This window comes from Rouxiella sp. WC2420 (assembly GCF_041200025.1).
In the GTDB taxonomy this organism is placed as follows: domain Bacteria; phylum Pseudomonadota; class Gammaproteobacteria; order Enterobacterales; family Enterobacteriaceae; genus Rouxiella.
Genome location: NZ_CP165628.1, coordinates 104042 through 116832 on the forward strand (window position 1 = coordinate 104042; position 12791 = coordinate 116832).

A 12791-nucleotide genomic window follows, 5' to 3' on the forward strand; every position below is an offset into this window, starting at 1 on the left:
AGATTTAAATAAATTATTCAGATTTGATTTGTCCTTTGATAAGAATTAAAGCAATCATTCATCCAGTTTGAATGGGACCCAGTGCATCTCGCTGGTATTTAATTAAATTAAACTTATCAATTAATGAGAATTTTATGTCTGAAGTGATCGCCGTGAATAAAGCTGTTAATGCTAAGTGGACTATTCTTGTTTACATGAATGGTAAAAATAATCTCGAAGATGAGATGTTGCAAAACTGGGAAGAGATGGCAGAGGTGGGCAGCACTGCCGATGTTAATGTGGTTGTCCAAATGGGGCGCGTGTCAGTCGCAGAAGCGCCCAATAACTGGAAGGGCGTAAAACGCTTTTTAGTGAAAAAAGGCATGCAGCCTTTGGCTGCGAATCAACTTTCTGACCTGCAAGAGTCAGGTCTTATTACTGATATGGGTAGCATCGATTGCCTTAAAGATTTTCTTAACTGGGGTAAAAAGAATTATCCGGCTCAAAAAACCATGCTGGTTATCTGGGATCACGGCCAGGGTTGGCGTTTCCTTTCATCATCATTCGATGATGTCACTGGCCACTGCTTATATAACGTCGATCTCAAACAGGCAATCAAAGATACTGTAGGCAAAGTCGATATACTTTGTTTTGATGCCTGCCTCATGGGGATGCTCGAAACATGCTATGAGTTGCGTGAACAGGCTAACTATATTATCGCCAGTGAAACAGAAACGCCTGGAACCGGTTTGAGTTATAAATTTATTAATCAGCTAACGGATAAGCCTGACAGCAGTGAGGCGCAGCTGGGTCGAATGATTGCTGATGCCTATGCGACGAAACAGGCTTACGCACCAGGAGTTGCAGAGGAATATAAAGACAATATCAACATTGCCGTTCTTGATCTGCACTTTGCCGAGGCTGGCGTAAAAGCGTTAGATGAGTTGACGCAGATGATTGGTAAAGATTCACAAAATATTGCAATTGCAAAAAAAGCGCGCAGTCATTTCTCAACCTTTCATATGAACGGCACGACCAGTTTAGATTTACTTTCGTGGCTTGATTATTTATTAGAACTTAGCGTGAAAAATACCCCACTGAATCTGGCACTGGTGAATGCACGCAAGGCTATCGGTAATATTGTTAACTACTGTTATACGAATAATATAAATATGGAAGAATTACTTCCGTCTGGCAAGATGTTAAACTGCATCGCTAAAGGGCTGGCGATCTACTTCCCAGAAGATATTACTCAGCAAAATATTTCTGGTGCTAGTCGAAACGGATATTACCCTTCCAACAACGATCATCCTGTCGCTTTTGTTAAAGATAGCCATTGGCCAGCTTTTCTCCATGATGTCTGGGGTATTGATCTCGACGACACATGGACCGTATTGGTTTATATGAATGGTCAAAATGATCGTGCGGAATTTATGCTTCAAAATTGGGAAGAAATGGCTAAAACGGGAAGTTCTGAACGCCTGAATATCATAGTGCAAATTGGCAACCAGAAAAATTTGACTGCGCCTCTGAATTGGTCAGGAGTAAAAAGATTCCGTGTCGAAAAAGGCATGAAACCCGATGCCGCTAATGCATTAATGGACCTACCTCTGGTAGATATGAATCAGGTCGCAACGCTGGCTGATTTTACCACTTGGGGCAAGGAAAAGTACCCTGCCGCGCATACCATGCTTATTATCTGGGATAACCGCAAGGGATGGCATACTGCTAATCCTACATCAGATAAAAGCGTTCATCATTGTCTGGATTCCGTTGATATTGCCAAGGCGCTTCATAATACTGCCACTGACATTATCGCCTTCGATAATCCGCAAATGGCATCGCTGGAAACCAGCTACGATCTAGAAGTTATTGGCAAATATTTGGTTGTCAGCGAATCTGAAATGCCGCAAACCGGTTTGAACTATGGTTTTCTAAAACAATTATCTGAAAAACTGGCCACTGTACCTATTGATGTCAGTAAGATTATTGTCGCTAGCTATAAAGACAAGTATTACTCTATTAACGAAGGGAAAAGTGCGGCTGAAAAGCAACACATCTGCCTGTCGGTTTTGGTACAACATTCGTTGCACAATCTGACTCGGCCATTTAATAAACTGATTGATACCTTGCTGGCGGATCCGAAAAATATCGCATTAGCCAAACAGGCGCGCAGTCATTTTTCAACCTATGGCAATGGCATGACCGCGATGATTGATCTTAAATCGTGGGTTGATTTTATGGCGGAAAATTGTGTTCAGGCCAGTGAATTACATACCGAACTCGCTGCTGTACAGGCTGCTCTCAGAAATTATATTGTCCATTCTTACAGCAACGGAGCTGTTGCCGAAAAGCTGGTTGATGGAAAGCTGTTAAATATAAATTCTCAGGGCGTTTCGATATTCTTCCCTGAAAATGTCGAGCAGATGCAAAGAGATATTAACGGTCGCGAGATTTACAATCTCAACAATACAACGCATGTTGCTGCAATTTTTCGGGAGCTTCATTGGAAAAAATTATTGCTGGCAGTTTGCGGGATTAATACCACGGCATAACGCTTTATCCAAATAATTACTCACTAAACTATAAGGCGATAATGAATTCGATGGCATTATCGCCTTATTAATTTTTATCTATTTTCACTCTAAATGGCTACTAATCCTCTTACGCCCTCTGCTTCCATCTCGCTTCCCGGTCCGCGCTTGATAATATTCCCCCGCGACATCACCAGATAACTGTCAGCCAATTCCGCCGCAAAATCATAGAATTGTTCGACCAGTAGAATTGCCATATCTCCGCGTGCCGCAAGTTGGCGGATAACCGTGCCAATCTCTTTGATTACTGACGGCTGAATACCCTCGGTGGGTTCGTCGAGGATTAACAGGCTCGGCTTACAGGCCAGCGCGCGACCAATCGCCAGCTGCTGCTGCTGCCCGCCAGAAAGGTCACCACCGCGCCGATGCTTCATCTCCAGCAACACGGGGAAAAGATGGTAAATTTCATCCGGCACCGTTTTCGACTGACTTCCTGAAAAGCGCGATAGCCCCATCAACAGATTTTCCTCGACCGTCAAGCGCGGAAAAATTTCGCGACCCTGCGGGACGTAGGCAATGCCCGACTGCACCCGCTGGTGCGGCTTGCGGCCATTGATAACCGTGCCGTTCCAGCTAATGGTGCCGGACTTGGCCGGGATCAGGCCCATCAGGCATTTTAGCAGGGTAGTTTTACCCACGCCGTTGCGACCCAGCAGGCAGGTCACTTCGCCGATTTTTGCCTCGAAGGATAACCCGCGCAGGATGTGGCTGCCGCCGTAATACTGATTTAGCTCATTGACTTGCAACATGATTCTCTCCCTGCGACGCAGTTTAGCGGCCCAGATAAACTTCAATAACCTGCTCGTTGGCCTGCACTTCGCGTAGCGATCCCTCTGCTAATACTTGGCCCTGATGCAGCACGGTGACGTGATCGGCGATAGTTTCCACAAAGCCCATATCGTGTTCCACCACCATCAGCGAATGCTTACCTGCCAGAGATTTAAACAGCTCGGCGGTGTATTCGGTTTCTGCATCGGTCATGCCCGCAGCGGGTTCATCAAGCAATAGCAGATGTGGTTCCTGCACCAGCAGCATGCCAATTTCCAGAAACTGTTTTTGGCCGTGGGACAACATACCCGCCATGCGATGGCGCTCGCCCTGCAAACGCAGCGTTTTCAGCATCTCGTCGATGCGATCGCGCTGCTCGCTGTTCATTTTGGCCCATAGACAGGCCCAGACAGATTTATTGGTTTTCTGGGCAATTTCGAGGTTTTCAAACACCGTTAGCGCTTCGAAAACCGTGGGTTTTTGGAACTTTCGGCCAATGCCCGACTGCGCGATACGCACCGGGTCCAACCGCGTCAGGTCGATGTTTTGGTCATACAGCACCTGCCCTGATTTCGGACGTGTTTTGCCGGTGATCACGTCCATCAGCGTGGTTTTTCCCGCGCCATTGGGGCCGATTACGCAGCGAAGTTCGCCAACGCCGATCCGCATCGACAGGTCAGTCAGGGCTTTAAAACCGTCAAAGCTGACGTTGATTTTATCCAGCATCAAAATTGGATCGGTCTGCTCGCGATGTTGATCCGCAGGCTGTTGTTGAGTAAAGAGATCCATCGTCATTGAATTCATTGCGCCTTCCTCTTACGCAGCAGGCCAATTACCCCCTCTGGCAGGAACAAAGTCACGACGATAAACATTGCGCCCAGAATAAACTGCCAATATTCAGGGATAGCTACAGTGAACCAGCTTTTGGCACCGTTAACGATGCCAGCGCCCAGAATGGGGCCAATCAGTGTGCCGCGACCGCCCAGAGCGACCCAAATCGCTGCTTCGATCGAGTTGGTCGGGGACATTTCGCTGGGATTGATAATGCCAACCTGCGGGACATATAAAGCCCCGGCGAGGCCGCAAATCATCGCCGAGACGGTCCACACGAAAAGTTTGAAGCCTTTTGGATCGTAACCGCAGAAGATGAGACGGTTCTCGGCATCGCGTACTGCCGTCAAAACGCGGCCATACTTGCTGCGCGCCAGTGCAAAACCCAAGGCCAGACTGGCAACCAGCAGCAGAACGGTGGTGATAAACAGTCCAACGCGGGTCGAGGTGGCGGTGACTTGAAAACCGAGCAGGGTGGTGAAGCCGGTAAAGCCATTGTTGCCGCCAAAGCCAGTTTCATTGCGGAAAAACAGCAACATACCGGCGTAAGTCAGCGCCTGGGTCATGATTGAGAAATAGACCCCTTTTATTTTCGAACGGAAAGCGAAATAGCCGAATACAAAAGCCAACGCGCCGGGCACTAAAACAATCAGACACAAAGCCCAGGCGAAATGCTGGGTTCCGGCCCAAAACCACGGCAGTTCAGTCCATGACAGGAACGACATAAAGTCTGGCAGGCCGCTGCCTGAGGCCTGGCGCATCAGGTACATCCCCATCGCATAACCGCCGAGGGCAAAAAACAGTCCGTGGCCGAGAGACAGCAAGCCTGCATAGCCCCAAACCAGATCCAGCGCGATCGCGACGATCGCATAGCACAGGATCTTGCCCACCAGTGTCAGGGTGTAAGTTGAAATCGATAGAGGATTGGTCTGCGGCAGCAGCGCCAAAAATGGCATGATCAGCAGCGCAATCAGCACCAGTATGCCCACGCTTATCGCCACGCGCGGCGCTTTCTGCACGCCGGTAATCGTCAATGGTTGCGTCATCAGTCAATCACCCTGCCTTTGAAGGCGAAGAGTCCCTGCGGACGTTTTTGGATAAACAGGATGATCAGCGCGAGGATCAGGATTTTGCCCAATACCGCACCGATTTCCGGTTCGAGGATTTTATTGACGATACCCAGTCCAAACGCCGCGACCACGGTTCCGGCCAGTTGACCGACGCCGCCGAGCACCACCACCAGGAAGGAGTCGATGATGTAACCCTGGCCCAACTCGGGGCCGACGTTACCCAGCTGCGACAGCGCTACGCCGCCCAGACCGGCAATGCCCGAGCCGAGTCCAAACGCCAGCATGTCGACCTTACCCGTCGGTACGCCGCAGCAGGCCGCCATTGCGCGATTCTGTGTTACAGCGCGAACATTCATACCGAGACGGGTTTTATTCAACAGTAGCCAGGTCAATGCCAGCACCAGCAATACAAAAACGATCACCGCGATTCGGTTGTACGGTAGCACCAGATTCGGCAGCAGTTGAATACCGCCAGACAGCCAGTTCGGGTTGGCAACCTCGACGTTTTGCGCGCCAAAAAGCACCCGCACGCCTTGAATCAGAATCAGGCTAATACCCCACGTTGCCAGCAAAGTTTCCAGCGGACGACCATATAGATGGCGGATCACCGTGCGCTCGAGCAGCATGCCGATGCCAGCCGTAATAAAGAACGCCACCGGCAGCGCCACCAGCGGGTATATCGCCAGCAGCCCGGGCGCGTAATGTTGAAACAGCGACTGCACCATGTAGGTGGAATAGGAGCCAAGCATCAGCATCTCGCCGTGCGCCATATTGATAACGCCGAGCAGGCCGTAGGTAATTGCCAGACCCAATGCTGCCAGCAGCAGAATCGATCCCAGTGAAAGTCCGGTAAAAGCCTGCCCCAGCCAGTCGCCAATCATCAGGCGATGCTGCACGGCCTTCAGGCTTGCCAACGCGGCGGTGCGCACCGTGGCATCAGCTTCAATTTTAGGGTCGGTCAGCGGCTGTAAATGCCCCTGAGTATCCGGGTCCGACGACGCGCCGAGCAGCTCGACAGCGTGCAGGCGAACCTGAGGATTCGGGTCAGCGAGCTGTAAATTGGCCAGCGCAATGCTTAACGCTTCGTGTACTACGCTGTCTTGTTCCAGCGCCAAACGCTTGGTAAGCAGCGGTAATTGGTCGGCCTGTGCTTCGCGCTGCAAGGTTTTGGCAGCCTGCAAACGCACTGCGCTGTCTTTGCTGACCAGACGATGGGCAGAGAGGGCATTGTTGATCAGATTTCGTATCCGATTGTTAAGCCACACAGGTTTGACATCACCCTGCGGTTTTGCGGTCCCTTCCAGCGGTGTCAGTACATTGCCCTGCTGAACAAACGCGTGGTGCGCTTCATCAATCACGACATCTTCCTGCTTTAATGCCTCTAACAGTGGCAACCGTTCTGGCTGCGGATCGCTTGCCCACTGCTGAAGCAGCGTAGCCTGCTCCGAGCGGCTGGCTGCTGCAAAATCGTCAGCAGGACCGGCCTTGGCCCACAGCGGCAGGCAGCAAAGCAGGAAAGTGAGGGTTCGCATGCTCGGCCTGGGGCTGAGTGGCAAACGTAGGAGGCGCAAGAGTTTCATCATGGTCATCACCGCTTATAAAAATCACTAATAAACTTACTCTCCACCAAGGTGCAGGCCTTGGTGGAGAGCCAGATTAACTACTGAGTGGTTTTCACCGGATAATCAGGCTTTTTGTCGTCGCCTGGGATATACGGGCTCCACGGCTGGGCGCGGATAGGTTTGTCGGTCTGCCAAACGACGTTGAACTGGCCGTTGGACTGGATTTCGCCGATCATTACCGGTTTGTGCAGGTGATGGTTGGTGGCATCCATGGTCAGGGTGTAGCCATCTGGTGCTTTGAAGGTTTGACCTGCCATCGCGGCGCGAACTTTGTCGACGTCGGTTGTGCCAGCTTTCTGCACCGCCTGCGCCCACATGTGGATGCCGACATAAGTCGCTTCCATCGGGTCATTGGTTACAGCAGAATCGGCATTCGGCAGGTGATGCGCCTTGGCATAGGCTTTCCATTCAGCGACGAAAGCTTTGTTGGTTGGATTATCCAGCGACTGGAAGTAGTTCCATGACGCCAAATCACCGACCAGTGGTTTGGTATCAATCCCGCGCAGCTCTTGTTCACCAACCGAGAAGGCAACAACCGGTACGTCGGTGGCTTTCACGCCCTGGTTGGCCAGCTCTTTATAGAATGGAACGTTAGAGTCACCGTTAATGGTTGAAATAACTGCTGTTTTACCGCCAGCTGCGAATTTCTTGATATTAGAAACGATGGTTTGATAATCGCTGTAGCCAAACGGCGTATACACTTCTTCGATGTCTTTATCCTGAACGCCTTTGGAATGCAGATAAGCGCGCAGAATTTTGTTGGTTGTGCGTGGATAAACATAATCTGTACCCAGCAGGAAGAAGCGTTTGGCACCGCCGCCGTCTTCGCTCATCAAGTATTGTACCGCCGGAATTGCCTGCTGGTTTGGAGCTGCGCCGGTATAAAACACGTTTGGCGACATCTCTTCGCCTTCGTACTGCACCGGATAGAACAACAGGCCGTTCAGCTCTTCAAATACCGGCAGCACGGATTTACGCGAAACCGAGGTCCAGCAGCCGAACACAACGGCAACTTTGTCCTGAGTTAACAACTGACGCGCTTTTTCAGCGAACAGCGGCCAGTTTGAAGCTGGGTCAACCACCACCGGTTCAAGTTTTTTACCCAACACACCGCCGTGAGCATTGATATCGTCAATGGTCATTAGCGCGACATCTTTCAGAGGCGTTTCGGAAATGGCCATGGTGCCTGAAAGCGAATGCATGATACCCACCTTGATGGTATCGGCGGCCTGTGCAGTGAATGCCAGACCCATGCTGACCACGGTTGCCGAGAGAGCAAAAGCTTTGATAAAGCGACGACGTTGCATATAAGTCCCCTGTTAAGTACTGGGCCCGTCATCTTTCACGTTGCAGATGCGTTACCTGCGCAGTTTCACACCGGCCACTGACTTAAGTAAGTGACAGGTGATTTGCCCGCTTGCCGCTCTCTGCACCATAAAATCTATAGGGCGTGCTGTTTTTAAAAAGCTACTTTGAGAAAAACCACTTTAAAAAAGTCACGATGACGGGGTATCGACATCGTTTTCTGGTCGCGCCTGGTGCAGCATGTGTAAAGTAATTTTGCGCACCTCGGCTTTACTGACGGCAATGTGATCTTGTAGTTGGCGCTGTGCCTCCTGGGTTTGGCGTTGCATGATGGCGAGCAAGATGCTCGCGTGTTCGCTGTAGGTCGCGTTGACGCGCGCGTCCTTGGTAAAGTCCAGCCGCCGGATAATGCGGATCTTCTCGGTCAGGTCGCGATGGATTTTTGCCATCTCGCCGTTGCCCGCCGCCGCTACCAGCGCCATGTGAAATTCTTCGTCGAAACGTGAAACGATTTGACCGTCTTCCAGCCTTGGCTCGTCTATCCAGAAACTCTTGAGAGGCAGCAGAGCTTCGGGCGTTTCTGCCTGAGCGCAAAGGCGTTTTACCGCCTCGAGTTCCAGCACGATGCGCAGGTCATAAAGCTGTTCGAAATACTCGAAATCGAACGGGCGCACCTGCCAGCCGCTGCGGAAAAACACTTCCACGTAACCCTCGCGCTCAAGCCAGAACAGCGCCTGACGCACCGGCGTGCGGCTGACTTCCATGCGTTCTGCGACTTCGTTTTCGCTAAAGCGGTCGCCCGGCAGCATGCGAAAACTAAAAATATCGTCTTTCAGCTGTAGATAAATCCGCTCTGCCAATCCTTCCGGGCGGGCCTTGCTGCGTCCGCTTCGTGCGCCGGTAAGCTGCATAAATAATCCTTGTTAAACGTTGTCGGACTCGTTTTTACCGATGGCAACTTTACCGATCCCATCTTTATCGATGCTGTCTTTATCGATCCATAGAAGCGCATCGCCGGGACCCACCGGACGGCCCTGCTGGCAAGCGATCTTGAGCACTGTGCCTGCACAAGGAGCATTAACAGACAGCTCCATTTTCATTGCCTCAACCACAATCAGCGGCTGACCCGCCTCAACGACTTGGCCGGGTTCAACCAGAATTTTCCAGATGTTGCCGTTCAAATCAGCGCTCACCAGCTGGCCCGGCTGATCGGCGAGGTCTTCAACTGGTTGCGCACCGTTGACGGCAGCATCAACCGCCGCGCTTTCGTGCGCCTGCCAATGAGCCACTTCACTGATAAATGCGCTTTGCTGACGCTGGCGAAAATCGGCGATATCTTCAGCATTATCGGCAAGAAAACGGGTATATTCGGCGAAATCAAACTCAGTCTGCTCGATGCGAACCTGAGCGCGCCCTTCGCGGAAAGCGTCGCGCTGCTCTTCAAGCTCGGCTTCGGTGACCTGATAGAAACGTACCTGGTCGAAGAAGTGCAACAGCCACGGTTCGCCCTGTTCAAACTGTTCGTTTTTAAGGAATTTATTCCATATTGGCAGTGTACGGCCCACCAGCTGATAGCCTCCCGGTGAGTCCATGCCGTAAATGCACATATACATGCCGCCAATACCTACCGTGCCCTCGGCGGTATGGGTTCGGGCCGGGTTATATTTCGAGCTCAGCAGGCGATGACGTGGATCAATCGGCACCGCGCAAGGTGCGCCGAGGTATACATCCCCCAACCCAAGGATGAGATAGCTGGCATTGAACAGGATGTCTTTGACTTCTTCACGGCTGGCTAAACCATTGGTGCGCTGAATGAAATCAACGTTGTTTGGCAGCCACGGCGCCTCGGCGCGCACGGTTTGCTGATAACGCTCGACGGCGGCCAGTGTGGCGGCGTCTTCAAAAGCCATCGGCATGTGTATGATACGGGTCGGGATTTTCAGTTGGCTGACGTCGGCCAGCTGCAGCTCCAACGCCAGCAGGTGTTTCAGCAACGCTGACTGATGCAGCACGCGGCTGTCGTAGCGAACCTGCAACGAGCGCACGCCCGGTGAAAGTTCTTCAATTCCCGGCTCGGCGGCTTCGCGAATCGCCTTCATTAACAGATAAATACGCAGACGCAGCGCCAAATCCAGCACGTTATCGCCGTACTCGATCAGTACATAGCCATCACCGGCCTGACGATAAACCACGCAAGGGCGGTCTTCGCTGGCTGGCAGCTCGGCTAAAATAGTCGCAGAAGCCGTCTTGGCGGGCAGTAAAGACGGTACCTGCATCTCCATCGCTTCAATCGGCATTAACGAGTCGATAGTGCCTTGTTGCGCCATTTCCAGCGCCTGCGCCTGTTCGAAGCTGATCGGATGGAAGCGAATACGATCGCCTGGTTTCACCTGACCGACCTTCCACAGCTCGGCCTTGGCAATAGTCACGGGACAAACGAAACCGCCGAGACTCGGTCCGTCACGGGTCAGGATCACCGGGAAATCGCCGGTAAAGTTGATTGCGCCAATCGCGTATTCGCAGTCGTGAACGTTGGAAGGATGCAAGCCCGCTTCGCCGCCGTCCAGCCGCGCCCACTGCGGTTTTGGACCGGTAAGACGCACGCCGAGGCGGTTTGAGTTGTAATGCACCTGCCATTCAGAATCAAAGAACGTGTCGATTGACTCTTTGGTGAAGAAATCTGGTGCGCCGTGCGGGCCGTAAAGCACGCCGATACTCCAGTCATCGCCGTAAGCCGGGACGATATGAGCGGCAGCGGCCTGCGGTAAATCTACCGGTGCCGGGGTGGTGCAGGCGGCAAGCTCTGGCTGCGAAACGGTCAACATATCGGCGACACGTAAAGTGCGACCGGCATGACCGCCAAACTGGCCGAGAGCAAAGGTCGAGCGGCTGCCCAAATACACCGGCACGTCGAACCCGTTGCGCACGGCGAGATAGGTACGGCAACCGCTGGTGGCGCGGCCCAGGGTTAATACTTGTCCGGCTTTAATATCAATCGGCTGCCAGTAGGCAACCTCGTTGCCGTCCAGATCGGCGGGACACGCCGCGCCGGTCAGTGCAATAGTGGCATCGCAGTGGAAACGCAAAGTCGGGCCTTGCAGAGTAAATTCCAGACCTGCGGCATCAAGGTGATTACCTACGATGCGGTTGGCGAGGCGGAAGGCAAAATCGTCCATCGGACCCGAAGGCGGCACGCCAATATCCCAGTAGCCGAGGCGGCCCGGGTAATCCTGAATGCTGCTGTAGGTACCGGGGGAGATCACTTCTACAGCCTGTGGTTTGTACACGAAGCTGTCGAGCATGCGAGTCCACATTTCGCCCTGATGGAACAGCGGAGTCGCCACTACCTGACGCAGATAATCGATATTGCTGGCAATGCCGTGCAAACGCGTGGCCGCCAGTGCCTGAGACATTTTTTCCAACGCCTGCTCACGGTTGTCGCCGTAAACAATCAGCTTGGCGATCATCGGGTCATAAAACGCCGAGACTTCACTGCCGGTAGAAACCCAACCATCGACGCGAACATCTTCCGGGAAGAATACTTCGGTCAATACACCCGGACTTGGCAGGAAGTTTTTCAGCGGATCCTCAGCGTAGATACGCACTTCAATCGATGCGCCTTTCGGCGGCTGCTGCATACGCGGCCAGTCCAGCGGCTCATCGGCGGCGACGCGCAGCATGCATTCGATCAGGTCCAGACCGGTCACCATCTCGGTCACCGGATGCTCAACCTGCAAGCGGGTATTGACCTCGAGGAAATAAAACTCGTCGCGCGCGGCATCGTAGATGTATTCCACTGTACCGGCGCTGCGATAGTTTACTGATTCTCCCAGCTTGACCGCTGAACGATGCAGGGCTTCGCGAGTCGCCTGAGGCAGATTCGGCGCGGGAGTTTCTTCGACCACCTTCTGGTTGCGGCGCTGCAAAGAGCAGTCACGCTCGCCGAGAGCAACCACGTTGCCCTTGCCGTCGCCAAAAATCTGTACTTCCACGTGACGGGCGCGATCGACGAAACGCTCGAGGAACACACCGGCGTCACGGAAAAACTGCTCGCCGAGGCGTTTTACGCTGTCCCATGCGGCACGCAACGCGGCTTCATCGTCACAGCGGGTTAAACCAATCCCGCCACCGCCTGCGGTGCTTTTCAACATAATCGGATAGCCGATATTCGCCGCAGCGGTGACGGCTTCTTCAATACTGTCTAACAGGGCTGTGCCGGGCGTCATCGGCACATCGGCAATGGCTGCAAGTTCACGGGCGCGGTGCTTGAGGCCGAATTCACGGATTTGATGCGCAGTCGGGCCGATAAACGCGATCCCCGCGGCTTCACAGGCATCGGCGAATTCGGCGCTTTCGGATAAAAAACCGTAGCCCGGATAAATCGCCTGCGCGCCGGTTTCTTTGGCGGCGGCCAAAATTTTGTCAATCAGCAGGTAGCTTTCACTGGCTTTTTCACCGCCGAGTGCGACGGCAATATCGGCATCGGTAACGTGTGGCGCATTGCTGTCGGCATTGGAATAAACCGCTACGCTGGTCACACCCAGACGTTTCAAGGTACGAATGGCGCGGCAGGCAATTTCACCCCGGTTGGCAATCAGGACAGTATTGAACATGTTCGTGGC

The 12791-nt window shown here is 52.7% G+C and carries 8 protein-coding genes; 1 reads left to right on the forward strand and 7 read right to left on the reverse strand.

The window, feature by feature from the left end:
• Window positions 1-134: 134 nt before the first annotated feature.
• Entirely contained in the window at window positions 135-2534 is a 2400-nt protein-coding gene (locus AB3G37_RS00515; protein WP_369789382.1) for a clostripain-related cysteine peptidase, read from the forward strand.
• An 89-nt stretch (window positions 2535-2623) separates the two neighbouring features.
• Here the strand turns inward: AB3G37_RS00515 and urtE are convergent, their stop codons facing one another.
• From urtE to uca, 7 genes are all read right to left on the reverse strand, one after another.
• Window positions 2624-3322, reverse strand: coding sequence for an urea ABC transporter ATP-binding subunit UrtE (urtE, locus tag AB3G37_RS00520; protein ID WP_369789383.1), 699 nt, complete (start codon window positions 3320-3322; stop codon window positions 2624-2626).
• Between the two features lie 22 nt (window positions 3323-3344).
• The gene (urtD, locus tag AB3G37_RS00525; RefSeq protein ID WP_009635565.1) at window positions 3345-4145 is read right to left on the reverse strand and encodes an urea ABC transporter ATP-binding protein UrtD; all 801 of its coding nucleotides are present in this window, start codon (window positions 4143-4145) and stop codon (window positions 3345-3347) included.
• The gene (urtC, locus tag AB3G37_RS00530; RefSeq protein WP_009635566.1) at window positions 4142-5218 is read right to left on the reverse strand and encodes an urea ABC transporter permease subunit UrtC; all 1077 of its coding nucleotides are present in this window, start codon (window positions 5216-5218) and stop codon (window positions 4142-4144) included. The genes urtD and urtC overlap by 4 nt, the downstream gene beginning before the upstream one ends.
• The gene (urtB, locus tag AB3G37_RS00535) at window positions 5218-6774 is read right to left on the reverse strand and encodes an urea ABC transporter permease subunit UrtB (RefSeq protein WP_369789384.1); all 1557 of its coding nucleotides are present in this window, start codon (window positions 6772-6774) and stop codon (window positions 5218-5220) included. The genes urtC and urtB overlap by 1 nt, the downstream gene beginning before the upstream one ends.
• Window positions 6775-6902: 128 nt before the next feature.
• A complete protein-coding gene (urtA, locus tag AB3G37_RS00540; protein WP_369789385.1) occupies window positions 6903-8171 on the reverse strand; it encodes an urea ABC transporter substrate-binding protein in 1269 nt (422 codons plus the stop codon).
• A 189-nt stretch (window positions 8172-8360) separates the two neighbouring features.
• On the reverse strand, window positions 8361-9080 hold the full coding sequence (locus AB3G37_RS00545) for a GntR family transcriptional regulator (protein ID WP_009635569.1): 720 nt from the start codon (window positions 9078-9080) through the stop codon (window positions 8361-8363).
• A 12-nt stretch (window positions 9081-9092) separates the two neighbouring features.
• Window positions 9093-12782, reverse strand: a complete 3690-nt coding sequence (gene uca / locus AB3G37_RS00550) for an urea carboxylase (RefSeq protein ID WP_369789386.1) — start codon at window positions 12780-12782, stop codon at window positions 9093-9095.
• Window positions 12783-12791 lie beyond the last annotated feature (9 nt).

Coding starts and splice junctions, on each gene's coding strand:
- uca (WP_369789386.1), bottom strand. CDS start 12,782: ATGTTCAATACTGTCCTGATTGCCAACCGGGGTGAAATTGCCTGCCGC.
- urtD (WP_009635565.1), bottom strand. CDS start 4,145: ATGAATTCAATGACGATGGATCTCTTTACTCAACAACAGCCTGCGGAT.
- urtA (WP_369789385.1), bottom strand. CDS start 8,171: ATGCAACGTCGTCGCTTTATCAAAGCTTTTGCTCTCTCGGCAACCGTG.
- urtC (WP_009635566.1), bottom strand. CDS start 5,218: ATGACGCAACCATTGACGATTACCGGCGTGCAGAAAGCGCCGCGCGTG.
- AB3G37_RS00515 (WP_369789382.1), top strand. CDS start 135: ATGTCTGAAGTGATCGCCGTGAATAAAGCTGTTAATGCTAAGTGGACT.
- urtE (WP_369789383.1), bottom strand. CDS start 3,322: ATGTTGCAAGTCAATGAGCTAAATCAGTATTACGGCGGCAGCCACATC.
- urtB (WP_369789384.1), bottom strand. CDS start 6,774: ATGCGAACCCTCACTTTCCTGCTTTGCTGCCTGCCGCTGTGGGCCAAG.
- AB3G37_RS00545 (WP_009635569.1), bottom strand. CDS start 9,080: ATGCAGCTTACCGGCGCACGAAGCGGACGCAGCAAGGCCCGCCCGGAA.